Below are 23,137 nucleotides of genomic sequence, written 5' to 3'. Positions count from 1 at the left end.
GAGCTGGGACGAGGAAATCAGGGATGACAGCGGGTATGCTGACGGCACGAGAAGCCCGCAGGTCTGCGAGAGACGTGCCGGCCCTGAACCCGGTGGTGGTTTGCATCGGTAAGTCTGGCCCGCCGCGAGAGGAGTATCGATGTTGCGTCATTGTCTGCTGCCCCTGGCCCTGACGGGCCTGCTCACCGCCTGCCAGCCGCAGGTGTCCACCATTGCACTCGGCACCCTGGAGCGGGATCGGGTGCTGCTGACCGCCACCGCCAGCGAGATCATTCGCGCCCTGCCGGTGGCCCAGGGGAGTCAGGTGGCTGAGGGGGCCCTGCTGGCCCGGCTCGACGATCGCCGCCAGCAGGCGGTGCTGGCCCGTGCCCGTGCCCAAGAGGCGCAAGCGCGCGCGGCCCTCGCCCGCATGACCAATGGCGAACGGCCGGAAGACATAGCCGCCGCCCGGGCCAGCCTCGACAAGGCGCAGGCCAATGTCAGGGAGAGCGAACGCAACTTCGAGCGCATCGATCGACTGGTGCGCCAGAAGCTGGTGAGCCCGGCCGATCTCGACAAGGCCCGCGCCCTGCGTGACGGCGCCCTGGCCGAACAGGACGGGGCCCGCCAGCAGCTCGACAAGCTGACCCGAGGCGTGCGCAGCGAAGACATAGACGAAGCGGATGCGGCCCTGCAGGCCGCCAGGGCCGAAGTGGCGCTGGCCGAGCGGGAGCTGGCGGATCTCTCCATCGTCGCCACTCGCAGCGGCCGGCTCGACAGCCTGCCCTATCAGGTGAACGGGTATCGGTCGGTGCCGTGCTGGCGGCCATTCAGGCGGATCAGGCTCCCTACGCCCGGGTCTATGTGCCCGAGCCCTCCCTCGCCAGCTACCGCCTCGGCGAGCCGGTACGGGTGCGGGTGGACGGGGTGGCAGAGCCGCTCATGGGCCGGCTGCGCTGGATCTCGAAAGAGCCCGCCTTTACCCCCTACTATGCCCTCAACGAACAGGACAGAGCCCGGCTGGTCTATCTGGCCGAGATAGATCTGCCGAACGGGGCGCAGGATCTGCCGAGCGGCCTGCCGTTGCAGGCGGAGCCCGGCGATGAGAGGGCGGGCCATGAGTGAACTGGCGATCCGGGCGCAGGGAGTGAGCCGCCGCTTCGGTGATTTCCTGGCGGTGGACGGGCTGGATCTCTGCGTGCCCAGGGGGCAGATCCACGGCTTTCTCGGCCCCAACGGCTGCGGCAAGTCCACCACACTGCGCATGCTGACCGGCCTGCTCACCCCCTCGGCGGGAGAGGTGGAGGTGCTGGGACTCAGCATTCCCAAGCAGGCCGAGGCACTCAAACGCCGGATCGGCTACATGACCCAGAAGTTCTCTCTCTACGACGAGCTGACGAGCTGGGAAAACCTGGAATTCATGGGCCGCATTCACGGCATGGGGGGGGCTGCGCTTAGCGCCCGGCTGCACGAACTGCTGGCCACCTATGAGCTGACCGCGCTGGCCCGGCAGCGGGCCGGCGCCATGAGCGGCGGCCAGAAGCAGCGGTTGGCGCTGGCGGCGGCCGTGATCCACGGCCCGGATCTGCTGCTGCTCGACGAGCCTACCTCGGCGGTGGATCCGCAAAACCGGCGCGATTTCTGGGAGAAGCTGTTCGATCTCAGCGAAGGGGGCACCACCATATTGGTCACCACCCACTACATGGACGAGGCGGAGCGCTGTCATGCGCTGGCCATCATGGAGGCGGGGCGGGTGCGGGCCCAGGGCTCGCCCCAGGCGCTGATGGATGCCATGAGCACCCGGGTGGTCGAGGTGCAGGCCAGCGACCTGCGGCTGCTCAAGCAGCAGCTGGTGCAGCTGGCGCCGGTGCGATCCGCCGCCCAGCTCGGTCAGCGCTTGCGGGTGCTGGTGGACAAGGAGCTGGCCGAGCCTGTGACCTGGTTGCAGCAGGCCTGCCCGGCGCTGGCCGGTGCCGCCATGGCGCTGGTCAGACCCAGCCTGGAGGATGTGTTCGTCAGCTGCACCGGGCAGGAGCCAAGGGCATGAACAGTCTACGACGGCTCTGGGCCATCACCCAGAAAGAGCTGCGGCAACTGGCCAGAGACAGGCTCGCGTTCGGCATTGTGGTGGTGAGCCCGGTGGGGGGGAATCGATGAACAGTCTGCGACGGCTCTGGGCCATTACCCAGAAAGAACTCAGGCAGCTGGCGCGGGACAGGCTGACCTTTGGCATGGTGGTCATGATCCCGTTGATCCAGCTGCTGCTGTTTGGCTACGCCATCAACACGGATGTGCGCCACATACCTGTGGGGCTGGTGGAGATGAGCCAGAGCGTGCCGGGACGGCTGCTGGTGGAGGCGGTGAAGGCGAGCCAGGTGGTGCGCATCGAACACCATTACGTGGGAGTGCAGCAGGCCGAAGCGGCGCTGACCCGGGGCGAGGTGCGGGCCGTGCTGGTGCTGCCTCCCGACTTGAGCCGCCGGCTCAGCGCCGGCGAGACGGCGGGCCAGTGGCTGGTGGACGGTTCGGACACCATGATAGCCGGGGCCCTGCTGGGGCTGCGCAACATGCCGCTGTCGGATCTGAAACCTGGGCTTGAATCCGCACCGCCCACCTTCGAGACTGTGCTCTACTTCAACCCGGCCCGCCGCTCGGCGGTCAACATAGTGCCCGGTTTGCTCGGGGTGATCCTCACCATGACCATGATCATGTTCACCTCGGCGGCCATAGTGCGCGAGCGCGAGCGCGGCAATCTGGAGCTGCTCATCACCACCCCGGTCAGCTCGATGGAGCTGATGCTGGGCAAGATTTTGCCCTATATCGGGGTGGGGCTGGTCCAGGTGGCCATCATACTCGGCCTCGGCCACCTCATCTTCGATGTGCCCGTCAACGGCGCCCTGAGTCAGGTGCTGCTGGCGACCCTGTTGTTCATCGCCGCCAGCCTGACCCTGGGGCTGCTCATCTCCACCCTGGCACAGACCCAGCTGCAGGCGATGCAGATGACGGTGTTCATCCTGCTGCCCTCGATCCTGTTGTCGGGCTTCATGTTCCCCTACGAGGGGATGCCGGTGCCGGCCCAGTGGATTGCCGAGGTGTTGCCGGCCACCCACTTCATGCGGCTGATCCGGGGCATAGTGCTGCGGGGTGGTGAGTTGTCTGAGCTGCTGCCGGACGTGCTCTGGCTGGCCGGTTTCACCCTGCTGGTGCTGACCCTGGCCGCCCACAGGTTCAAGAAGAGTCTGGATTGAGGCGTTTGCCTGTGCCCGATTTGGCGGATACCGGCATTTGATGCCTAGCTGCCGCGCTGCGCCGTTCTGGCCAGGGTGCGGTAGTCGCCGAGCACAGGCAAGCCTTGCAGCTGACGGCGCAGCATGTCGAGGGCGGCGAAGGCGAGGATCTTGCGTCGGCTCTCGGGATCCGGGTGGCTGGCCTTCAGCGTCTGGCCGATCTGCTGCCCATTGACGCAGAGCAGCAGCGGCACGCCGTCCGGCCCCTCCCATCCCATGGTCAGGCTCAGCCCCTCACTCCTTGCCTCCAACTGCGCCAGCTCGCTGGCGACATCGCCGCGAAAGCCGGCCTCAAGCCGGGGATGGTCGTGGCAGAGGGCGAGCAGGGCACCCCGGCTCTCCCCCTCCAGCAGGGTCAGCGGCCTCTCCCCCAGCAGGGCCAGGATCTGCCGCGCAGGCTCCTCATCCCCCCGTCCCACCAGCCAGGGCTGGATCGCCGCGAGCAGTCGCGCCTCGGCGGCATCCATGTCGGCGGCGCTGGCACCGTGGCCTATGAGTTTCAGCTCGATCAGCGGCATGGAGGAGCGGTAGCCCAGCTCTATGCCGGCGGGCCAGGGGGCTGCATCCAGCATGTCGGAGAGGGCCGACTCCGAGATGCCGAAGCTGTAGAAGCGGCGCAGTTCGGTATCGGTCTGCGCGCCCGCCAGCGCCTTGAGGCGCGGCAAGATCTGCTCGTACACCATCTGCTTGAATTCGAACGGCACGCCCGGGGTGAAGAAGAGCTGGCTCTGGCCCTGATGGCCTGTGTGGGTGACCACAAAGCCGCAGGCGGTGCCGACCGGGTTGTCGAGGATCTCGCAATCTTGCGGCAGCCAGGCCTGCTTGGCGTTGCTGGCGGGCATGGGCCGGCCGCGGCTGGCGTAGCGGGCCGCTATGGTGGCGAGCCAGTCCGGGAACAGGGCCAGGGGCTGGCCGAACGCCTCGGCCGCCGCCTGGGCGGTGAGATCATCGGCGGTGGGGCCCAGGCCGCCGCACACCAGCACCACCTCGGCGCGGCTGGCGCTCTCCTGCAGCACTGTTTTCAGATCGGCGAGGTTGTCCCCCACTGTGACGCGGCGGCGCACCTGCCAGCCCTGTTCCAGCAGCAGGGCGCTGAGCCAGGCGGCATTGGTATCCACCACCAGACCCGTCACTATCTCGTCTCCGGTGCTGATGATCTCGATACGCATGGGGGCTCCTTGGGCTGGGGACCTGAACTGGGGCGGCCATGAACCATGGCCGGGACAATCAGGGTTTGGCGTGTTCGAAGTAGTAGCTGATCCGGGTACGTGGATTGAGGTACTCGAACACCGCCGGAGGCAGTCGTTTGGGGTGGATCACCTTGGCGATTGAGAGCTCGGCCTGTTGCAGATCTATGATGGCCGCCTCCTGGCGCGGGATGCGGGGATCGTACACCAGCACAGAGGGGTAGAGCAGGCGGGAGGCATTCACCGACATCACCAGGCCTACCTGACCGTTGGAGAGCTGCACCACGCTGCCGGGCGGGTATATGCCCATCAGCCGGATCAGCATGCTGAGGTATTCAGGGTTGAACTGGGCCTTGCGCTGCTTGTAGAGGCCGCTCAGGGCCGAGTAGGGCACCTTGGCCTGCAGGTGGCAGAGGTTGTCGTACTCGTTGATCAGCGACACCATCTGGGTGAGGGGGTCGAGCTGCCCCTTCTTGAGCCCCTCGGGCCCGCTGCCATCCAGGTATTCGTGGTGATGCAGCACGATTCCCTTGGCCCCGGCCGGAAAATCCTTGGCCAGATTGAGCAGATCCAGGCCGTAGCGCGGGTGCTGGGCCATCAGGTTCTGCTCAGGCTTGGTCAGCGGCTCCGTCTTGCGCAGTATCTGGCTCGGGATCTTCAGCTTGCCGATGTCGTGGAACAGGGCGCCCATGCCGACCTGGCGGATCTCGTCGGCCGACATGTTGCACTCCTTGGCCAGCAGCATGCTGAGCACGCTGACGTTGAGGGAGTGGAAGTAGAGGTTGTTGCCATCCTCGCTGTCGGAGACCAGGTGCAGCACCATCTCGTCCACCGACAGCAGCTGCTCCGTCATGGCGTTGATCAGCTCCTGCGCCTCGCCGATGGCGTTGAGGGGGCGGGACTGGATCTTGCTCATCACGCTGCGCACCTGCGCCAGCGACTGCTGGAACTGCTTCTCGCACTGCTGCAAGTCGCGACGATATTGCTGCAACTGCTCGATGCGGCGCTCTTTTTCCAGCTGCATCTCGGCCTGGCGCTGGGAAGTGTCCGGCGCCTCGACCGGTTGCGGCTGGATCTGGCTCAGCGGCTTGGGCGGCGCATCGCTCTTGTCGGGGATGATGGTAACGAGCTTGAGGCCGAGCCGGCGGATCAGCTCTATCTCCTCTTCAGTCTTGAGCTTGAAGCTGGAAAACAGGAAGGGGTGTTCGCGCCAACCCAGTGGCAGAGAGACGAAATTGCCGACTTGCAGTCGGTCTACGGAAATCTTGATACCTGTCATTGTCTTGGCTGCGAGAGACACATGAGCCGTATGCTAGTCAAAGGCGGAGGTGAATACAAAAGGTATCTGATGACAGGGTAGACGCTTTATTATAGGCTTCTGGATGTCCAGACATATTTACCGATGCAGTACAGGGAGTAAGCATGCCGATCAAGATCCCGGATCAGTTACCCGCCGCCGAAGTGCTGGGGCAGGAGAACATCTTCGTGATGACGGAATCCAGGGCCGTCACTCAGAACATACGCCCGTTGCGGGTGTTGATCCTCAACCTGATGCCCAAGAAGATTGAAACCGAGATCCAGCTGATGCGGATGCTCTCCAACTCGCCGTTGCAGGTGGACGTGGATCTGCTGCGCATCGACGATCGGGAGTCGAAGAACACGCCCCAGGCACACCTGGAGAACTTCTATCACGACTTCGAACAGGTGCGGGCCAACAACTACGACGGCATGATCATCACGGGAGCGCCGCTCGGGCTGGTGGAGTTCGAGGAGGTGGTCTACTGGCCGCGCATCGTCGAGATCATAGAGTGGTCCCATCAGCACGTGACCTCGACCCTGTTTCTCTGCTGGGCGGTGCAGGCGGCGCTGAAAGCCTTGTATGGCATGGAAAAACAGACCCACGGCGAGAAGCTCTCCGGCATCTATCGCCATCACAGGCTCGATGAGCATGAGCCGTTGCTACGCGGCTTCGACGACGAGTTCGTGGCGCCCCACTCCCGTTACGCAGCGTTCGATGGGGATCTTATCCGCGCCCACACCGACCTGCAGATCTTTGCCGAGTCGGAGGAAGCCGGTGTCTATCTGGCGGCGACCAAGGATTGCCGCCAGGTGTTCGTCACCGGCCACCCTGAATATGATGTCCTGACTCTGGATGGGGAGTACCGGCGGGATCTGGCGGCCGGGCTCGAGCCCGTCATCCCGGTCAACTATTACCCGAACAACGATCCCGGCCAGACCCCGCGCGCCAGCTGGCGCAGTCACGGCCACCTGCTGTTCTCCAATTGGCTCAACTACTACGTCTATCAGCTCACCAGCTATCGGGTGGAGGACATAGGCAAGGTGTTTACCTACCAGCAGCCCAAGTAAGGATCAGAGTGGCGGGCTCAGTCGGCCCGCTCCCGTCGTGCGGTCAGGGCGTCGAGCCACTGGCGATGCACCGCCAGGGTGAAGGCCTTGGGCCTGTGGGCCCGGATGGCGGCCATGGCCTCCTGCTGTGGCTGGCCGAGGGAGACAAGCAGTGCGGCCGCGACCAGACCTGTGCGGCCGCTGCCCCCCTTGCAGTGGATGACCAGGTGTTTGCCCTCGCGCAGCAGGCCGGTCAGTTGCGGCAGAGCCTGTTGCCAGGCCTGTTCGAAGGCGGCATCGGGGGCCTGATCGTCTTCGATGGGCAGGTGGAACCAGCGCATGCCGCTCGCCTCGACCTGCGGGCCAAGCTGGCTCAGTGCGAGCCGGGCCAGTTCGGCCTCCGTCATCAGGGTCAGCACGCCATGGGCTCCCGCCAGCCTGAGCTGATCCAGTGCCAGTGGCAGCGCCACCTGCTGGGTGCCGGGGCAGGGGGTCAGCAGCAGTTGGCCATCGACGCGGGGCACTTCCTGGCTCCAGAAGGGGTGAGACGGGTGCATAAAGGTCCTTATGAGGCCAGCAAGGGCGAGGCGAGCCGGCATGGCCGGTTTCTGAGTGCGCCAAAGCATAGGGGGCGCGGCCCCGATGTCAATCTGCGTTGTGTTCGGCCCGGTTTACGGGCAGAGTCTAAAAAATTGATCGGTTCAAGGAGTTAAGATGAGAAACCTGGATCAACTGGATTTGGATATCCTGGCCCATCTGTTTCGCGATGCGGGCATGACCAACAAGGATCTGGCTGCCCTGGTCGGTGTGGCGCCGTCCACCTGCCTGGAGCGGGTGCGCAAGCTGCAACAGGACGGGGTGCTCAAGGGCGCCCATTGCGAAGTGGATCACCAGGCGCTCGGTGGCCATATCCAGGCCATGGTCTCGCTGCAACTGGCGCGTCACAGCCGCCAGATCATCGATGCCTTCCGCGACGCCATACTGGCGCTGCCCGAGGTGATCAGCCTGTTTCACATGGGTGGCAAGGATGATTTCCTGGTGCACCTCTGCGTCGCCGATACCGAGCATCTGCGCAACTTCGTGTTCGATCACTTCACCTCCCGGGAGGAGGTGGTGCACCTCGAGACCTCGCTGGTGTTCGAACACAGGTTCAGCCGCTCGCTGCCCTGTTTCCTCAACACCTGATCCCCTGTTGCGCCCAACATAAAACCCGCCAATCGGCGGGTTTTATGTTATTGCGGCGGCGGGCTCAGTTCAGCGCAGTCTGGGTATCCGGCGCCGTCTGGTAGAGCCCTTTCTGATAAGCCAGGCTGCCCCACAGCGCCAGCCCGAGCGCGGCATCCTTCATGGCATCCGGTTGCGCCGCCGGGGTGAGGGTTTCGGTGGCATCCTCGTAGATGAAGCCTTCTGTCGGGCGCTCGGGTTGCAGTATCACCACGTCCTTGCCCCGCATCAGGGCGAAGTTCTTGTCGTACTGCATGATGGCGCGCCCCGGCCAGTCGGCGGGCATCCGGGTCAGATCCTTGCCCAGCATGGGGTAGTCGGCGCTTATCCCCATCAGGGAGAGCAGGGTCGGCGCCATGTCGATCTGGCTGACGATACGGGGATCCTGCTTCGGCGCTATGCCGTCGCCGACGATGACGCCGGGAATGTGGAAGCGGGGGATGGGCACCAGGCTGGCACCGCCGACCCGGCTGTCGTGATCGGCGATGACCAGGAACAGGGTGTCCTTCCAGTAGTCCGACTGCTTCGCCTTCTTGAAGAATTCACCGATGGCGTAGTCGGCGTACTTGGCCGCGTTGTTGCGGGTCTGCTTGGGCTGCTCATAGAGGGCGATGCGATTGTCCGGGAATTCGAACGGATCGTGGTTGCTGGAGCTGAACACCAGGCTGAAGAAGGGCTTGCCCTCCTTGTGCAGCGCCTGGAAGGTCTCGTCCGCCTTGGCCATCAGATCCTCGTCCGAGGCACCCCAGGCCCCCTTGAACACCGGGTTCTTGAAGTCCTTCTGCTCGACTATGGTGGTGAAGCCGTTGCCGAGGAAGAAGCTGCGCATGTTGTCGAAGTGACTCTCGCCGCCATAGATAAAGCTGGTGTCATAACCCCGCTGTTTGAGCAGATCCGCGATGGTGAAGAAGTTGGTCTGGCTCTTGCCAAGCTTGACCACGGCCTGGGCCGGGGTGGGGGTGAAGCCGGTCAGCACGGCTTCTATGCCGCGCACCGAGCGGGTGCCGGTGGCGTAGAGCTGCTCGAAGGCCCAGCCCTGCTGCGCGAGTGCATCCAGATTGGGGGTGAGCGGCAGGCCGCCGAGGGAGCCGACGAACTGGGCACCCAGGCTCTCCTGCAGCAGGATCACCAGGTTCTTCGGCTTGCCGATATAGCTGGCTTCGTTGAAGGTCTGGCTGGGCAGGCTTGCCGAGCTGAATTCGTGGGGCTCGCGGCCACTCTCCTGGCGAATGAGCGCCAGGATACGCGCCTGGGGCAGCTTGCCGTAGAACTGGCTGGCATCTTCTTCATCGTCCATCTGATTGATGGCGAAGAAGAGGGAGTAGGAGGAGTTGACGGTCAGTGCATTGATCAGGGGATCGCTGGCAAACGCCACCATGGCCGGGTTCAGGGCGCGATGGCCCAGACTGGAACGGGCGCCGAGAAAGCCTATGGCCAGAATGAGCAGGGCGAAGGCGGGCCGCCAGTACCAGCGCGGGAAGGTGAGATCGCGCAGCAGGCGCCCACTCAGCCACCAGCCACCGCCCAGAGTCAGCAGGCTGAACAGCATGGCGGCCAGCAGCTCTCCCTTGCGGCCGGCCCACAGCATGGAGAGCACCTCCTTCGGATAGATGAGGTACTCCACATAGAGGCGGTTGGGCCTGACCCCGTATTCGGTCACGAAGGAGGGGGTGGAGATCTCCAGGAAGAGCATCAGCCAGAGCCCCAGGGTCAGCCAGACCCGGATGATCTGCAGCCAGGCCCGACCGATCGGGTGGGGCCCTGCCAGCAGCTGGGTCAGCATGGCGGGCACACCCCACAGCCAGCAGAGGGTGGCGAAATCGACCCTCAGCCCTTGCAGCAGCATCTCCTGCCAGCCGGCGACGGCGTCGACCCGTTCCAGTTGCCAGAAGCCGAGGCCGAGTCGGCTGACGGAGAGAGAGACGAGCGCGATCAATGAAAAAACGGCAATGGGCCAAAACGGTCCCAGCCATTGTCTGATAGTGGTCATTGTTGTTCCTACAAGCCTGTTTGCACCCGTCCTCGGGCACATTGTTTTTATATTGCAGGGTTATGACAGCGGGTCAGGGGAAAGGTTGCGTGTAGGTGCCGTTTAAAAGGATGTTTTGGCACGATTTATGATTTTTATGTGAGGGCGAGCAGGGATCCAAGACAGCATAAACGGCTGGGGAAACTGTGATCTCCCTTGCAAAGTCATGTAGGCCGCTTCCCTATAATGACGCCGAATTTTCTCAATCGGAGCCGAAGGGATGCCGGTCTTTATCGATGTGGAATATTTGCAGGGATGGCGCCTGTTCGTGGTGCTCTCCGACGGCACCACGGGGGCGCTGGACCTGACCCCCTGGCGCGCGCAGCCCCTGTTTGCGGCGCTGGATTCGGAGCGGCGTTGCGCCCGGGTCTTCATCAATCGTCACCACCAGCTGGAGTGGCCTGCCGGCTGCACCCTGTCGGCCCACGAGGTCTATCACCTGATCAGACCCATCAACGAGCGGGAGGCTTTCAGTTAACCCCCTGTTTTTGTGAGCCATCCCCAGATTCCTGTAACTGGAATGTTTGTTCATTTGCCTTCTCTACCCAATTTGGGTAAAACCTGCGCAACATTTTGCCAACCCCTCTCCCAGCTTTGCCCGTCAAGGCTTGCCGCCTCCCGCCGCAGGCCTTTTTTGCGGCCGGATGACAAACCTTTCCCCAGCTGAAAGGTTTGTTGGGTGAGATGAGAAAAACAAAATAAACAAAGAGATAAGGAATAAACATGGCTTGTCATATGCGCACCCCGCTGGCCCTGCTGGTGGGCGGTCTCGCCTGCCACGGCGCCGCCGGTCAGGAGCAGGTCCAGCAGCTGGAACCCATGGTGGTGGTCGCCAGTCGCCCCGCCAGCACCCTGGAAGTGACCCTGGATCCCAAGAAACCGGGCTCTCCCATGCCTGCCGCCGACGGCGCCGGTTATCTGAAGAACGTCACCGGCATGAGCATGGTGCGCAAGGGCGGACTGGGGGGCGACCCTGTGCTGCGGGGTATGGGCATGTCCCGTCTCAACGTGCAGATGGATGGCGGCATGCTGGCCGGCGGCTGCGGCGGCCGCATGGATCCTTCCACCGCCTATGTGTTTCCCCAATCTTTCGACCGGATCCGGGTGCTGAAGGGGCCGCAATCCCTCGAGCAGGGCGCAGCCCTGGCGGGCACAGTGCTGTTCGAGCGGGACAGACCCGAGTTCACCGCCCCCGGCGTCAAGGCCGAGGCCTCGGCGCTTTATGGCAGCTTCGGGCGCGACGACCAGATGCTGGACGCCACAGTCGGTGCGCCCGAGGGGTATCTGCGCGGCCAGTTCACCCACTCCGACAGCGATGACTACCGAGATGGCCACGGCGACAGGGTGCGTTCCTTCTATCGCCGGGAGAACGGCACAGCCCAGCTGGGCTGGACGCCGGGGGAGCACACCTGGCTCGAACTCACCGCCGAGCGCAGCAACGCCCGCGCCGCCTATGCGGATCGCACCATGGACGGCCCCATGTTCGATCGGGAGTCCTTCGGCCTCAAGCTCAGGCAGGAGCAGATCAGCAGCCACTGGCAGCGCAGCGAGCTGACCCTGTGGGACAACGACATAGACCACATCATGGACAACTTCAGCCTGCGACAAAGCAGCGGCATGAAGATGCTCTCCAACCCGGATCGGCGCAACACAGGCGGGCGTTGGGCCAACGACCTGGCCCTGCCGGCCGACTGGCTGCTGACCGCCGGGCTCGATGCCAACCGGGATCAGCACAGGGCCCGCAGCGGGGTGGATTACGCCAGCCAGCCGCGTCAGCGCACCCTGCGTTTCGAGCAGCAGGGGGGCTTCGTCGAGCTGGGCCGTCAGCAGGGGGCCCACGGCTACAAGGGGGGTTACCGGCAGGACAGGGTCGAGACCACCCGTTATAGCGCTGGGGATCAGACCCTTTACAGCGATACCCTGACCCTGGACAGCGGCTTTGGCCGCTACGAATACCAGTGGTCGCCGGCCTGGTCGAGCTATCTGGCCTGGGGCCAGGCCGAGCGGGCGCCGGATTACTGGGAGCGCAGCAAGGACAGCGTCCCCTTCACCCTCAACCCGGAGCGCAGCCGTCAGTGGGATGCGGGGCTGGCCCTGCGCAGCCGCGAACTGGATCTGACCCTCTCCCTGTTCAGCGCCGACATCCAGGACTACCTGCTCTATAACAACAAGTCGAACAAGGTGCGCAACATAGATGCCCGGACCCGGGGCGGCGAGCTGGAAGGGCGCTGGCAGTTTGCCGAGCAGTGGCGCCTCGATGGCGGCCTGGCACTGGTCTATGGCGAAAACCAGAGCGATAACCAGCCGCTGGCCCAGATGCCGCCGCTCGATGGCAAGCTGGCGTTGGGCTGGCAGCCGGCCGAGGCGTGGAACCTCACCCTGCTTGGCCGCGCCGTTGCCGCGCAGGATCGGGTGGACGTGGGGTCCGGCACAGTCGCCGGTCAGGATCAGGGGGGGACCCCCGGCTTCTTCACCCTGAACCTGAGCGGTGCCTGGCAGTTTGCAGAGGGGTGGCAGCTGTCGGCCGGGGTGGACAACCTGTTCGACACCTTCTACTACGAGCACCTCTCCAAGTCGGTGCACGCCAGTCAGGCGGGGCTGGGCTATGAACAGGTGGGTCGCATCCCGGAACCGGGCCGCGCCGTCTGGCTCTCCCTCAACTACCGTTTCGCCTCCGCCGGCGTGCTCTAGGCAGACACGCCAACCGACTGAACCGGGTAACGTTTTCAGTCACAGACCCGTGCTGGCGGGGCCGCTATCATGGCCCCGGAGTGGCGCCTTGTGCGCCGATACCACTACAGCGGGAACATAACAATGAAACAAGGAACGTTGCGCTATGGCGGCCTGATCGGGGCCGCCCTGTTACTGACGGCTTGCGGCAGCGGAGGCGGGGGATCCAGCAGCGAACCCCAGCCCCCCGTGGTCAATCCGCCGCCTGCCACCGCCAGCCGCGTCTGCTACGGCAATGATCAGCCCGCCTGCAACCTGCGCACCTATCAGGTGATGGTGGAGTCCTTCGTCGATGGCGACAGCGCCGCCAACTACGGCGTCGGCTACGGCCCCTCCCGGCACAACGGCGATCTGCAGGGGATCATCGACAGCCTGGATCACATCAAGAGTCTCAACGTCAACGCCATCTGGCTCACCCCGGTATTCGACTCCTGCGCCGGTCAGGGCGGGGATGACAAACTGGATGCCACCGGCTACTTCGCCTGCGACTTCTTCACAGTGGATCCCAACTTCGGCAGCAATGCCCAGCTCAAGAAGCTGGTGGAGGCGGCGCATCAGCGTGGCCTCTACGTCTTCCTCGACGGCGTGTTCGGTCACGTCAACAAGGTGGGGGTGAGCAAGCCCTCGCCAGAGGGGCGCCTGCCCGCCCTCAAGAGCGGCGGTGCCGGTTATCCGGGCCAGCTGGTGGATTACAGCCAGCCCCAGAGCCTGGCCTACTTCAAGGAGGTGGCGCGTTACTGGGTCGAGCAGTACGGCATCGACGGCTGGCGTCTCGATCAGGCCTACCAGCTGGGGCTGGACGAGTGGCGTGCCATTCGTGGCGAGGTCGAGCAGGCCAGCGCGGCACGCAAGGCGGCCGGTCAGCAGTGGGGTACGCTCGGCTACCTGGTGGGCGAGGTGTGGAAGGGGGCCGACGAGATCCGGGCAGAGGCTTATGGCCCGAGCGACAATCCGGCGCTCTCCTCGGCGTTCGACTTCCCGCTGCGTTACGGCCTGGTGCAGGCGCTGGCGGTGGAGGAGTCCGGCAAGGGTGGCCAGGGCGCCAGCGTGCTCGACGCCAGCTGGAACAAGGTGGAGAACTACCCGGATCACGCCATGCCCAATCTGATGCTGGGCAACCACGATCTGGTGCGTTTCGGCGATCTGCTGGAGCGCGGCAACTTCAATCCGGCGGACTACTGGCAGCGCCACAAGGCGGCCTTCAGCTTCCTGGCGGCCCGCTCCGGCCCCATCACCCTCTACTACGGCGAGGAGTTTGGCGACGAGGTGCCAGGCTTTGCGGCGCAGGTGAACGGCGACTGTGCGGCCCAGGGGCTCTGTGACGATCACGTGGCCCGCAGCGACGGCAAGGTGCCGGTTACCACCGGCTTTGTGCCAAGCGGCGAGCAGGCCGAGCTCAAGCAGTGGCTCAGCCAGCTGCTGGCCCTGCGTGCCAAGCATCCCGCCCTCTATCAGGGTGAGCGGGTCAAGCTGGTGGCCGATGGCAGCGTCTATGGCGACATCAAGCAGACGGCGGCGGAGCAGATAGTCTACCTGCTCAACGTTTCAAGCACGCCCCAGAGCTATGCCTTGCCGGTCGGCAAGCTGCGCAGCGGCAGCGCCCTGCTGGATCTGCAGAGCGGCGAGAGTCTGGCCATAGGTGGCAGCAGCGTTACGGTGGACTTGCCGCCGCTGAGCGGTCGCTTCCTGCTGTTGCAATAAGGCTGGCGAGTAACAACAAGGGCTCCAATCTGGAGCCCTTGTTCATTGTGGCGGGTTACTTCTCTATGCCGCTGCCCAGCTCGTCCTGATGGGCGTTGGGGGCGGGGGCGTGACTATTGCCGTGGCGCCAGCTCTCCAGCCGGTTGTGCACGCCGCGGCGCAGGCTCTTGAAGCTGGTTTCGAGATAATCCACCCCCACCAGTATGGCCAGGGTGACGCCGGTGAGCAGCACGGCCTGGTGCAGCATCTGCATGCCGATGAGGGCGCCGAGGGCCGCCAGCATCCAGACGGTGGCGGCCGAAGTCACCCCCAATACCTGACCATCCCGGGTCATCATGACACCGGCGCCGAGAAAGCCGATGCCGGTGATGAGCTGGCCCAGCACCCGCGCCCGATCGGCACTCTCCGGGCTGACGGCGGCACCTATGGCGAGAAAGCAGTAGGTGCCGAGAATAATGAGCGAGGAGGTGCGGATGCCGACCGGCTTGCCGCGTAGTTGCCGCTCCAGCCCCACGAGCGTGCCACACACCAGGCAGGCCAGGATGTTCTCCCAGCCAAGGGGCGCTATGTCCCACCAATCCGTTGTCATCATAATCACCTCTGCTGTCGATGCTTGTTATCCTGCCGCGCTCTGCCCCCGGTTTTCCAGCCGTTGCCGGAAGGCCCTGGCCAGGCGCTCGTAGAGGTCCTTTGCCTCCCTGTCCTCAATATCGCCACGTATCCAGGGATTGTCGATGATTTCCAGCAGCACGCAGTCCCTATCCTGCTGGCGCAGATCCACCCCGAACAGGCCATTGCCGAGCTGGTGCACGGCGCGCCTGGCGGTCTGCAACACCCGCTCCGGCACTTCGGTGAGCGGCAGTGCCTCGATCCGGCTCATGTCGAGGGGATGCTTGCGGCGGCGGATGCGGTTGCCCGGCTCGGGCCGGTAGCGGCGACAGGCGAACAGCGGCGAGCCGTCGAGAAAGCCGATGCGCCAGTCGAATTCGGCGGGGATCCGGCTCTGTACCAGCAGCAGGGCGGAGCGGCCCAGCCCCTCGTCCAGCAAGCGGGCGAGCTGCTGGGCGTCGCTGGCCATGGCGAGATCCCGCCCCTGGGCGCCGTCGGGTATCTTCACCATCAGCGGCAGGCCGAGTCGCTGCACCAGCTCGTCCACCTGATGGCGGCCACGACGGGTCACCACCATGGTGGGTGGCATGGGTACGCCGCTGCGCACCATCAGCTCGTAGAGGTAAAGCTTGTTGCTGCAGGCGAGGATGGCGCGGGAGCTGTCGATGACCGGCATCTTGAGCTGCTCGGCGCGGCGGGCAAATTCGAAGGTGTAGTGGCCGACCGCCGTTTCGGAACGCAGCCAGAGAGTATCGAACTCCGGCAATCGCTCGATGGCGGACGGCGCCAGCCTCTCGGCCTGGATCCCCTGGGCGGCGGCGGCCCGGATGAAGCGATCCAGCGCCAGGGCGTCGCTGCTGGCGCGGCCGTCATCGGGATCTACCAGGATGGCGAGCTGGTAGAGCGGGGCCGCCTGCTCCTCATCGCCGGCACCGACCAGCGCCTGGGCGTGGTGCAGCATCAGCGCCTTCTCGCTGGCACTCAACTCCAGGGGCGACAGGCTCTGCTGCTGGCGCACAGACCAGCCGTGGCGGCCGCGTTTGAGGGTCAGCTCCTGCAGCGGAAGCTGGCTCAAGCCATAGTAGTAGCGGGCCAGCCCCGCCAGCTCGTTCTGTTCGCTCTGGCCGAAGATGGCGCGCACCCGAATGCGATCCTCGCTCTGCTGGGCCAGCCAGCCCTGTACCTTGCGCCACAGCTTGGCCGGCGGCTGCTGGGGTTGCAGCACGCTGATGGCCTGCAATCCCGGCAGGCAGTGGTGGCCACGGGCCTGGGCCAGCAGGGAGCAGTAGTAGCCCGCGCTCAGGTGCTCCAGGTTGCGGCAGAGGTTGATGATGCGGGGTCGGCCGCCTGTGGTCGGCACGCCGTGTTGCAGATAGGTGCGGGCGGTCAGCAGATAATCGGCATGGCAAGGCCAGTCGCCCGGCTCTTCGACTATGACGTAGGTACTCATATTTTCGGCTCCACAGATCAGGCTGCCTTGAATGGCAGGATCCCCAGTGGGCTTCGATGCACCGACAAGCACGACAATGGCGCGAGGGGAAACAAGAGGTTACAGTGCCTAATATTCTGCTTTGGTAACTTGTGATACAAGTCGCATTTCTGGTGCTGAAGATAAATAACCGAACAAGGACTCCCCGTGTTGACCGTACGAGCGGCCCGAACCGATGATTTGGGCGCCATCGTTAAGCTGGAACGCTACTGTTTTCCCCCCGAAGTCGCCTTTGGCCGCAGCCGCTGGCACTATCTGCTTACCCATGCCAAGGGACGCACCCTGCTGGTGCTGGATGAGAAGGATCAGCTGATGGGTTATCTCAGTCTGCTGGAGCACAGGGGCTGGGATCGACTGGTGATCCAGACCCTCGCCATCCGCTGGACCATCCGTCGCCAGGGCTGGGCCCGTCGTCTGCTGGAGCAGGTGATCCGGGAGGGGCGCGAGGCTGGCTGGGGGGCAGTGCGCCTCGAGGTGGGTGATGCCAATGAAGAGGCGCTGGCCCTCTATCAGGCGCTGGGATTCAAGGCTCAGCAAAGGTTGCCGGACTATTATGGCCGCGACCAGCATGCCCACCGGCTGGTGTTGCCGCTGGTGAGCGACGAGGTTCGCACCCTCAGGCGCCAGCGCCGCAGTGTACAAGCCGCCCTGTGTCGCCAAGCCCGCGCCCTGAGCGGCCATGGATCCGGAGGATCGGCATGAGCTGTGATGACTGTCTGGCCACCGCCATCAAGGCCAAGCTGGGGCGCTGTTCTGTCTGCTCCGGCCAGACTCTCGTCATCGGCATGCTCGGTTGGCTGGCGTGGTGGTGGTTTGGCGCCGATACCTCGGTCAATGCCCTCACCGGCCTGCTGTTCGCGTTGGGGGGCTCGGGCCTGTTTCTGCTCCATCTGCTGGTATTTGTCTGGCGCAAGGTGACCGGGCGTGAATTGAGCGATGAATGAATCAGATTGGATTCAAATACATAAATAACAATATCGGTGTAGATATGGAGGTTCAGATGATAGCAATGGTAACGGGCGCCTCGTCCGGTTTTGGTGAAGCCATCAGCCGCCAGCTGGTGAACGCGGGCTACCAGGTGATAGGCACGGGTCGCCGTGCCGAGCGGCTGGCCGCCCTGGCCGATGAGCTGGGCGAGCAGTTCCTGCCGCTGGTGTTCGACGTGCAGGACAAGGCCGCGACTCAAGCCGCCATCGCTGGCCTGCCGGCCGAGTGGCAACAGGTGGATCTGCTGGTCAACAACGCCGGTCTGGCGCTGGGGCTGGAGCCGGCCCACAAGGCGGATCTGGAAGACTGGGAGCAGATGATAGCCACCAACATCAGCGGTCTGACCCTGCTCACCCGCTTGTTGCTGCCGGGCATGGTGGCACGCAATCGCGGCCACGTGGTCAATATCGGCTCCATCGCCGGCACCTATCCCTATCCGGGCGGCAACGTCTACGGTGCCACCAAGGCGTTCGTGAAACAGTTCAGCCTCAACCTGCGCGCCGATCTGGCAGGCACCGCCATCCGCGTCACCAACGTGGAGCCAGGTCTGTGCGGCGGCACCGAGTTCTCCAACGTGCGCTTTCACGGCGACGACGCCAAGGCGGCCACCGTCTACCAAGGGGTGCAGGCCATTCAGCCGGAAGACATCGCCAATACTGTGCTCTGGGTCAGCCAGCAGCCCGCCCACGTCAACATCAACAGCATAGAGATAATGCCGGTGGCCCAGACCTTCGGTCCGCTCCAGATCAGCCGTCGCTGAGCTTCCCGTTTGACGAAATGAGAAGAGGCACCCAAGGGTGCCTCTTTGCTTTGCAGAGCCGGTCAGAGGCTCATGATCTTCTTGAACTCTTCCTCCGAATACTTCTTCTCGCTGCTCTTGGTGAGATCCGTCATCAGCTTGTAGCGCAGGTCCTTGGCCATCTGGTAGGTCTGCTCCAGCTGGCCGTAGGAGTAGTCGGCGGCCAGCCCGAGCGCCGTCGCCTTGTCGCTGGCATAGCTCTGCTTGAGGGTCTTGTCGAGCAGGGCGACCTCCTTGTAGAGCTTGGTGCTCTCCTTGCTCCAGACCCCCCGCAGCAGCGGCAGATACTTGTCCGGGTTGGTATTGGCCAGCGCGGTCAGGCTGCGGAACTGCCAGTAGGCGGAATCATCGGAGTAGCTGTCGCTGCCGCTGCGATAGGGCAGGGGGTAAGACTCCAGCGGGCTGTAGAGCGGCACCATCACCGACTCGGCCAGCACGCCGTAGCTCTGCCAGATGAGCCCCTGCAGCTCCTTGGGCATCTCCTTGCGCAGCTGGATGACGTGGGATTCCAGCTGGCGATCGATGCGGATCGGCCGCTCCGCCTTGCCCGCCAGCGCCGTGCCCTCATAGGCGGCGCTCAGCACCCTGGCCACGTCCGGCACGGCTATGGGGGCGTCCGGCTTCATGAACAGCGGGTATTGCGCCTGCCGGGTCGCCTGCTGATGGGAGGCGGTCAGCAGCTGTTGGCCGAGCCACTCCCGATCCACGTTGTAGGGGTCGGCAATCACCCCGAATGCCTTGGCAAAGTTGAAATCCTTGGGGTCGGCCTGATCGAGCAGTTTATGTTCGCGCACGAACTCCAGCAGCCTGGGGGAGTGCAGCACATCGGCGCTGTCGAGATTGACGCCGTGGATGCGCAGGCCGTTGGCCACCATGGCGTAGCTGTCGTCAGGCACCCGTACCGCGATCCAGTGGTGGCCTGAGCCTATCTCCATCAGCCAGGCCTCGTTCACATCCGCCAGATAGAGGCTGTTGCCCTCACCGGCGCCATATTGCTCCACATAGCGGCCGAGCAGTTCGACCCCCTCTTTCGCGCTCTTGGCCTGCGGCAGGATCAGGGTGGGGATGATGGCTTCTATGACTCCTTTCTCGATCAGCGGATCGGCTTTCTGGGCCTTGTCGTTGACCTCGGCGCTGGTGGTGGCCGAGAGGGCGACGTTGAGCTCGTTGATGCCGCGCTCCTCATAATATTTGCCCGCCGGGTCGCTGGTGGCGGCGTCCCAGTCGCGAATGGCTGAGTAGGCGAGGAAGGCCTTGGGCATGGGCACTTCCAGCCCGTTGCCCAGCATCCAGACCTTGCCCTCGTTTTGCTGGGCGGGTCGGAAGGCCAAATACTTGTTCCAGTTGTTGACGCCAAAATCCTCGTTTCTGGCGATCATCACGCTGCCGTCGGCGCTGGCGCCCTTGCCGACGATGAGGCCGGTACAGGCGTCGGCACTGGTGCCAAGCAGGGTGAGCAGGGTGGCGGAGAGAAGACTCAAGGTGTGTTTTTTCATGGGGTTGCCCGAAGCGTAACTGTGAGTGAAAGCCAGGCGGTGGGATGCAGGTCTGCCGCAGTGCGATCAGCCGCCGATACGCTGCCGGGGGATCGTGCTGCTCATGGTCGATGACGCAAACATTTCATCCATAACACTGCTTGCTGGTCGTTTTGTGCGCCGAAATTGTATGCCCCGATGGTTGTTTGTTTTGTGATCTATGAGTCGTTCCTTTGCTTTGTCTGGTAAAGCATGAAAATGGCAGCGATATGCACCAGAATCTGCCGATTGGACAGCGCAGCGTCATGATTCTGACGTCGGGATGGCCATCAGTAAGCCTGCGAGCCCATGCGGGCCGGGATCTGCACCAATTTGGCAAGTTGGCCTGCAACTTGCTGGTTTTATTGCCAATGATGGGGCCTGGCGCCTCATGCCATCGAATCAGCGACCTCGTCATGCCGGATCGGCATGCAGACTGGAGCCCCCATGGATATCAAACCCTACAGCCAGCAGCTTGCCCAGAGTGCGTCCAATTCCCGCGCCCTCGCCACCCTCAGCGGTGCCGAAGGGGGTCAGGGGGGCGGCTGGGAGGATCTGGTCAACCTCTCCTCCCAGCGGCTGACCAGCAAGGCCCAGCAGACGCTCACCTATGAGCACCTGGCCAAGAACAGCAAGCTGCCGCCGGCGCTGGACATCAGTTCAGACAAGGGGGGCATGATGCAGCAATTGGTGGACAAGGCGCTGGGGTTTGATCGCAAAAAATTCAACGAGATAGAAGACAAGCTCAAGGAGATAGCCGACAACAAGCAGCTCTCTGCCGAGGAGCGCGAACAGCAGAGCAAGGCCTTGAACGAGCAGCGGGACGCCATGCTGCAGGATGCCATGGATCGCCTCACCGGCAAGAAGAGCGAGCCAAAGGAAGAGACCAAGAGCGCCTGAGTGATGGCCTGCGCGACTCTAACGGCAATCCCTGGTCGTCGGGGGCAAGCCGTTGCCCCTGTCTGGGCGTCATGGCCGGGTTGATGACCTGGCAACGTATGGGCATGCTGGCGCCACAAAAGAGGCAGCAAAAAAGGGAGGGCGGATGCCGCTCCCTTTTTGATCTGGCTGAGCCTGCCAGTGCGGCCCAGGCTGCGCCGGCAGAGGATTCGCTGCTTATTTTTTCTCGGGCACTATTTTTTTCGGGTACTATTTTTTCTCGGGCACTATGCCGATGCCCACCGCCTGGGTCTGGACGGCCTTGATCTGATCCCCCTTGGCGATCAGGGCAAACTGCGCCGGGTTGTGCACCTTGAGCACCAGGGTGTGATCCACCCCCTTGACCGTGACCGTCTGCTGCGCCTTGTCGACGGCGATGACGTCCCCGTACAGTGTGACCTTGACGCCAACCCCGGCCCCCGGTTTCTGGCCCGCGGCGGCCTTGTCCGCATCCACCTCGACGACGCGCTGTCTGACGCCTGCCGTGCCCTTGAGCAGTTCCAGATCCAGCATCTGCAGGTATTTCAGCGCCACCACGTCGCCGACCTTGAGGTTTTGCAGGTTGGTGACCTGCTCACCTGCGACTATGTCGAACGCCTCACCGGCGGCATTCTTCAGGCTGACCTTGCGGCTCGCCATGTCGATGGCGGTCACCGTCGCCTGGGCGGTCACGGCTTCCACCAGATTGGCCTTGCCCGGGGCGGTCGCGACTTCGGTGACCACCTCGGCGGCTTGCACCAGACAGGTCGAGAGGGAGAGCAGACCGGCAATCCATGCATGCTTCAGTTTCATGTTTCAGACCTTATGACGGGAAAATGAGGATGAGAGGGGGTGGGCATGTGGGTCCTGATGGGGCATGGCACCGCCTTCCTGACAGACCATAGCAGAGCCGCGCCTGGCCACCCCGCCGGACTCGAACGCAATGCGTGTTTTGATAGCCAGCTCCCGTTTTTTGACCTCATGACGCCACAGGCGCACAATTCCCTGCATGCATTCAAGCGAGGGCTCTGCCGTGTACAACTTCCAATATGCCAATCCTACCCGCGTCTGTTTCGGTGAAGGCCAGATAGCCAGCCTGCCCGATCTGATCCCGGTGGGCAGCCGCCTGCTGGTGCTCTACGGCGGCGGCAGCATCAAGCAGAACGGCGTCTATGAGCAACTGACCCAGGCGCTGGCGGGGAGGGATTGGCAGGAGTTCCCCGGTATCGGCGCCAACCCCCAGTACGATCAGCTGATGGAGGCTGTGGCGCTGGTCAAGCGCGAGCGCATCGACTTCCTGCTGGCGGTCGGCGGCGGATCCGTGGTGGATGGCACCAAGTTCGTGGCCGCCGCGGCCTGCTTCGAGGGGGCGGATCCCTGGGAGATATTGCTGCACAAGGCACCCGTCAAGGCGGCGCTGCCGCTGGGCTGCGTGCTGACCCTGCCCGCCACCGGCTCGGAGAGCAATCCCGCCGCCGTGGTGAGCCGGGGGGAGGCCAAACTCTCCTTCATGAACCCGCTGGTGCAGCCTGTGTTTGCGGTGCTGGATCCCGCCACCACCTACAGCCTGCCCACCCGTCAGATCGGCAACGGGGTGGTGGATGCCTTCGTCCACATCATAGAGCAGTACCTCACCTTCCCGGTGGGGGGCGAGGTACAGGACAGGCTGGCGGAAGGCTTGCTGCAGGTGCTGGTGGATAACGGCCCCAAGGCGCTGGCGGAGCCCACCAACTACCAGGTGCGTGCCAACCTGATGTGGGCCGCCAGTCTGGCGCTCAACGGTCTCATCGGCCGCGGCGTGCCGCAGGACTGGTCCACCCATGCCATCGGCCACCAGCTCACCGCGCTGCACGGGCTGGATCATGCCCAGAGTCTGGCTGTGGTGCTGCCCTCCCTGCTGCGTGAGCAATCGGCCCAGAAGCAGGAGAAGCTGGCCCAGTTCGCCGAGCGGGTCTGGCATTCGAGCCGGGAGGACAAGGCGCTGCGCATCGAGGAGGCCATCATCCGCACCGAGCAATTCTTCCGGCAGATGGGGGTGGGCACCCGTCTCGCCGATTACGGCCTGAGCGAGAGCTGCATCCCCGGCATCTGCTCCAACCTCAAGCGTTTCGGCCTGACCACGCTGGGGGAGCAGCAGGACATAGATCCCGACAAGGTAGCCAGGATCCTTTCTCACGCGCTTTAAGTCAGGGGACTTGCGCCTCGCAATCAGAGTGGCGCGGATCCTTTCTCACGCCCTCTAGGCCTGAGGTCCTTGGCCAAGGGGCGATCCTGACAATAAGTGCGGCCAGGATCCTTTCCCACGCGCTCTGATCATCTGGCTGACGAGCTGAAAAGA

Annotated in this window: 21 protein-coding genes and 1 pseudogene; 13 read left to right on the top strand and 9 right to left on the bottom strand. The window is 64.0% G+C overall.

Translation table 11 applies throughout. The annotated features are described in order from the left end of the window. Positions 1–139 precede the first annotated feature (139 nt). The 3 genes and pseudogenes from CK910_RS24565 (at position 140) to CK910_RS02605 (ending at position 3,227) form a co-directional block, all read left to right on the top strand. Positions 140–1,104: pseudogene (locus tag CK910_RS24565) on the top strand (HlyD family secretion protein). Next, on the top strand, positions 1,097–2,026 hold the full coding sequence (locus CK910_RS02610) for an ABC transporter ATP-binding protein (RefSeq protein ID WP_098980912.1): 930 nt from the start codon (positions 1,097–1,099) through the stop codon (positions 2,024–2,026). Before CK910_RS24565 ends, CK910_RS02610 begins: the two are co-directional and overlap by 8 nt. A 106-nt stretch (positions 2,027–2,132) precedes the next feature. After that, positions 2,133–3,227 (top strand): ABC transporter permease, encoded by a 1,095-nt coding sequence (locus tag CK910_RS02605; protein ID WP_042868772.1) that lies wholly within the window; start codon positions 2,133–2,135, stop codon positions 3,225–3,227. Between the two features lie 44 nt (positions 3,228–3,271). Here the strand turns inward: CK910_RS02605 and CK910_RS02600 are convergent, their stop codons facing one another. Together CK910_RS02600 and CK910_RS02595 are read right to left on the bottom strand one after the other, a co-directional pair. After that, positions 3,272–4,435, bottom strand: a complete 1,164-nt coding sequence (locus CK910_RS02600; RefSeq protein WP_098980911.1) for a competence/damage-inducible protein A — start codon at positions 4,433–4,435, stop codon at positions 3,272–3,274. 58 nt (positions 4,436–4,493) lie between these two features. Beyond that, on the bottom strand, positions 4,494–5,732 hold the full coding sequence (locus CK910_RS02595) for an HD-GYP domain-containing protein (protein ID WP_098980910.1): 1,239 nt from the start codon (positions 5,730–5,732) through the stop codon (positions 4,494–4,496). A 143-nt stretch (positions 5,733–5,875) separates the two neighbouring features. Here CK910_RS02595 and metA point away from each other — a divergent pair, with 143 nt between their 5' ends. Continuing rightward, positions 5,876–6,820 (top strand): homoserine O-acetyltransferase MetA, encoded by a 945-nt coding sequence (metA, locus tag CK910_RS02590; protein WP_098980909.1) that lies wholly within the window; start codon positions 5,876–5,878, stop codon positions 6,818–6,820. 17 nt (positions 6,821–6,837) lie between these two features. Here metA and CK910_RS02585 read toward each other — a convergent pair whose 3' ends face one another. Further along, entirely contained in the window at positions 6,838–7,356 is a 519-nt protein-coding gene (locus CK910_RS02585) for a cyclin-dependent kinase inhibitor 3 family protein (RefSeq protein ID WP_098980908.1), read from the bottom strand. 157 nt (positions 7,357–7,513) lie between these two features. Here CK910_RS02585 and CK910_RS02580 point away from each other — a divergent pair, with 157 nt between their 5' ends. Then, positions 7,514–7,984, top strand: coding sequence for an Lrp/AsnC family transcriptional regulator (locus CK910_RS02580; protein WP_042868783.1), 471 nt, complete (start codon positions 7,514–7,516; stop codon positions 7,982–7,984). A 64-nt stretch (positions 7,985–8,048) separates the two neighbouring features. Here the strand turns inward: CK910_RS02580 and CK910_RS02575 are convergent, their stop codons facing one another. Further along, positions 8,049–10,013 (bottom strand): LTA synthase family protein, encoded by a 1,965-nt coding sequence (locus CK910_RS02575; protein ID WP_098980907.1) that lies wholly within the window; start codon positions 10,011–10,013, stop codon positions 8,049–8,051. 259 nt (positions 10,014–10,272) lie between these two features. Between CK910_RS02575 and CK910_RS02570 the strand changes: the two genes are divergently transcribed. Beyond that, on the top strand, positions 10,273–10,530 hold the full coding sequence (locus tag CK910_RS02570; RefSeq protein ID WP_043556947.1) for a DUF2442 domain-containing protein: 258 nt from the start codon (positions 10,273–10,275) through the stop codon (positions 10,528–10,530). Here the strand turns inward: CK910_RS02570 and CK910_RS23590 are convergent. Then, positions 10,523–10,777 (bottom strand): hypothetical protein, encoded by a 255-nt coding sequence (locus tag CK910_RS23590; RefSeq protein WP_157774587.1) that lies wholly within the window; start codon positions 10,775–10,777, stop codon positions 10,523–10,525. The genes CK910_RS02570 and CK910_RS23590 overlap by 8 nt on opposite strands. Here CK910_RS23590 and CK910_RS02565 point away from each other — a divergent pair. Continuing rightward, positions 10,776–12,743, top strand: a complete 1,968-nt coding sequence (locus tag CK910_RS02565) for a TonB-dependent copper receptor (protein WP_098980906.1) — start codon at positions 10,776–10,778, stop codon at positions 12,741–12,743. The two genes, CK910_RS23590 and CK910_RS02565, sit on opposite strands and share 2 nt — an antisense overlap. Before the next feature lie 123 nt (positions 12,744–12,866). Then, positions 12,867–14,483, top strand: a complete 1,617-nt coding sequence (locus CK910_RS02560) for an alpha-amylase family protein (protein WP_172955215.1) — start codon at positions 12,867–12,869, stop codon at positions 14,481–14,483. A gap of 55 nt (positions 14,484–14,538) precedes the next feature. Here CK910_RS02560 and CK910_RS02555 read toward each other — a convergent pair whose 3' ends face one another. After that, positions 14,539–15,075 (bottom strand): MgtC/SapB family protein, encoded by a 537-nt coding sequence (locus CK910_RS02555; protein WP_172955214.1) that lies wholly within the window; start codon positions 15,073–15,075, stop codon positions 14,539–14,541. Between the two features lie 24 nt (positions 15,076–15,099). Further along, positions 15,100–16,542 carry a RimK family protein gene (locus CK910_RS02550; RefSeq protein ID WP_098980904.1) on the bottom strand — a complete coding sequence of 481 codons (1,443 nt, stop codon included), beginning with the start codon at positions 16,540–16,542 and terminating at the stop codon, positions 15,100–15,102. Positions 16,543–16,728: 186 nt separating this feature from the next. Between CK910_RS02550 and CK910_RS02545 the strand changes: the two genes are divergently transcribed. Genes CK910_RS02545 through CK910_RS02535 form a run of 3 tightly spaced genes read left to right on the top strand, consistent with a single transcriptional unit; the run spans position 16,729 to position 18,328 of the window. After that, a complete protein-coding gene (locus CK910_RS02545) occupies positions 16,729–17,283 on the top strand; it encodes a GNAT family N-acetyltransferase (RefSeq protein ID WP_052449206.1) in 555 nt (184 codons plus the stop codon). After that, on the top strand, positions 17,280–17,525 hold the full coding sequence (locus tag CK910_RS02540) for a DUF3624 domain-containing protein (protein WP_098980903.1): 246 nt from the start codon (positions 17,280–17,282) through the stop codon (positions 17,523–17,525). Before CK910_RS02545 ends, CK910_RS02540 begins: the two co-directional genes overlap by 4 nt. 56 nt (positions 17,526–17,581) lie before the next feature. Then, positions 17,582–18,328, top strand: a complete 747-nt coding sequence (locus tag CK910_RS02535) for an SDR family oxidoreductase (RefSeq protein WP_098984964.1) — start codon at positions 17,582–17,584, stop codon at positions 18,326–18,328. A 62-nt stretch (positions 18,329–18,390) separates the two neighbouring features. Here the strand turns inward: CK910_RS02535 and CK910_RS02530 are convergent, their stop codons facing one another. Beyond that, a complete protein-coding gene (locus tag CK910_RS02530) occupies positions 18,391–19,863 on the bottom strand; it encodes a C69 family dipeptidase (RefSeq protein WP_098980902.1) in 1,473 nt (490 codons plus the stop codon). Positions 19,864–20,328: 465 nt separating this feature from the next. Between CK910_RS02530 and CK910_RS02525 the strand changes: the two genes are divergently transcribed. Further along, positions 20,329–20,781 carry a hypothetical protein gene (locus CK910_RS02525; protein WP_098980901.1) on the top strand — a complete coding sequence of 151 codons (453 nt, stop codon included), beginning with the start codon at positions 20,329–20,331 and terminating at the stop codon, positions 20,779–20,781. 249 nt (positions 20,782–21,030) lie between these two features. Here CK910_RS02525 and CK910_RS02520 read toward each other — a convergent pair whose 3' ends face one another. Further along, positions 21,031–21,612: a hypothetical protein gene (locus CK910_RS02520; RefSeq protein ID WP_098980900.1), complete on the bottom strand. Its 582-nt coding sequence runs from the start codon at positions 21,610–21,612 to the stop codon at positions 21,031–21,033. A 196-nt stretch (positions 21,613–21,808) separates the two neighbouring features. Between CK910_RS02520 and CK910_RS02515 the strand changes: the two genes are divergently transcribed. After that, positions 21,809–22,984 (top strand): iron-containing alcohol dehydrogenase, encoded by a 1,176-nt coding sequence (locus CK910_RS02515; protein WP_098980899.1) that lies wholly within the window; start codon positions 21,809–21,811, stop codon positions 22,982–22,984. Positions 22,985–23,137 lie beyond the last annotated feature (153 nt).

It is taken from the genome of Aeromonas sp. CA23 (assembly GCF_002587065.1).
Classification (GTDB): domain Bacteria; phylum Pseudomonadota; class Gammaproteobacteria; order Enterobacterales; family Aeromonadaceae; genus Aeromonas; species Aeromonas bestiarum.
The sequence above is the reverse complement of the archived record's forward strand: the minus strand, read 5'-3'. Positions and strand labels throughout refer to the sequence as shown.

Excerpts from the sequence above, each read along its gene's own strand:
- CK910_RS02565 (WP_098980906.1), top strand. The coding sequence starts at position 10,776 with ATGGCTTGTCATATGCGCACCCCGCTGGCCCTGCTGGTGGGCGGTCTC.
- CK910_RS02600 (WP_098980911.1), bottom strand. The coding sequence starts at position 4,435 with ATGCGTATCGAGATCATCAGCACCGGAGACGAGATAGTGACGGGTCTG.
- CK910_RS02550 (WP_098980904.1), bottom strand. The coding sequence starts at position 16,542 with ATGAGTACCTACGTCATAGTCGAAGAGCCGGGCGACTGGCCTTGCCAT.
- metA (WP_098980909.1), top strand. The coding sequence starts at position 5,876 with ATGCCGATCAAGATCCCGGATCAGTTACCCGCCGCCGAAGTGCTGGGG.
- CK910_RS02515 (WP_098980899.1), top strand. The coding sequence starts at position 21,809 with ATGCATTCAAGCGAGGGCTCTGCCGTGTACAACTTCCAATATGCCAAT.
- CK910_RS02520 (WP_098980900.1), bottom strand. The coding sequence starts at position 21,612 with ATGAAACTGAAGCATGCATGGATTGCCGGTCTGCTCTCCCTCTCGACC.
- CK910_RS02610 (WP_098980912.1), top strand. The coding sequence starts at position 1,097 with ATGAGTGAACTGGCGATCCGGGCGCAGGGAGTGAGCCGCCGCTTCGGT.
- CK910_RS02530 (WP_098980902.1), bottom strand. The coding sequence starts at position 19,863 with ATGAAAAAACACACCTTGAGTCTTCTCTCCGCCACCCTGCTCACCCTG.
- CK910_RS02525 (WP_098980901.1), top strand. The coding sequence starts at position 20,329 with ATGGATATCAAACCCTACAGCCAGCAGCTTGCCCAGAGTGCGTCCAAT.
- CK910_RS02570 (WP_043556947.1), top strand. The coding sequence starts at position 10,273 with ATGCCGGTCTTTATCGATGTGGAATATTTGCAGGGATGGCGCCTGTTC.
- CK910_RS02540 (WP_098980903.1), top strand. The coding sequence starts at position 17,280 with ATGAGCTGTGATGACTGTCTGGCCACCGCCATCAAGGCCAAGCTGGGG.
- CK910_RS02555 (WP_172955214.1), bottom strand. The coding sequence starts at position 15,075 with ATGATGACAACGGATTGGTGGGACATAGCGCCCCTTGGCTGGGAGAAC.
- CK910_RS02575 (WP_098980907.1), bottom strand. The coding sequence starts at position 10,013 with ATGACCACTATCAGACAATGGCTGGGACCGTTTTGGCCCATTGCCGTT.
- CK910_RS02595 (WP_098980910.1), bottom strand. The coding sequence starts at position 5,732 with ATGACAGGTATCAAGATTTCCGTAGACCGACTGCAAGTCGGCAATTTC.
- CK910_RS02535 (WP_098984964.1), top strand. The coding sequence starts at position 17,582 with ATGATAGCAATGGTAACGGGCGCCTCGTCCGGTTTTGGTGAAGCCATC.
- CK910_RS02605 (WP_042868772.1), top strand. The coding sequence starts at position 2,133 with ATGAACAGTCTGCGACGGCTCTGGGCCATTACCCAGAAAGAACTCAGG.
- CK910_RS02585 (WP_098980908.1), bottom strand. The coding sequence starts at position 7,356 with ATGCACCCGTCTCACCCCTTCTGGAGCCAGGAAGTGCCCCGCGTCGAT.
- CK910_RS23590 (WP_157774587.1), bottom strand. The coding sequence starts at position 10,777 with ATGTTTATTCCTTATCTCTTTGTTTATTTTGTTTTTCTCATCTCACCC.
- CK910_RS02560 (WP_172955215.1), top strand. The coding sequence starts at position 12,867 with ATGAAACAAGGAACGTTGCGCTATGGCGGCCTGATCGGGGCCGCCCTG.
- CK910_RS02580 (WP_042868783.1), top strand. The coding sequence starts at position 7,514 with ATGAGAAACCTGGATCAACTGGATTTGGATATCCTGGCCCATCTGTTT.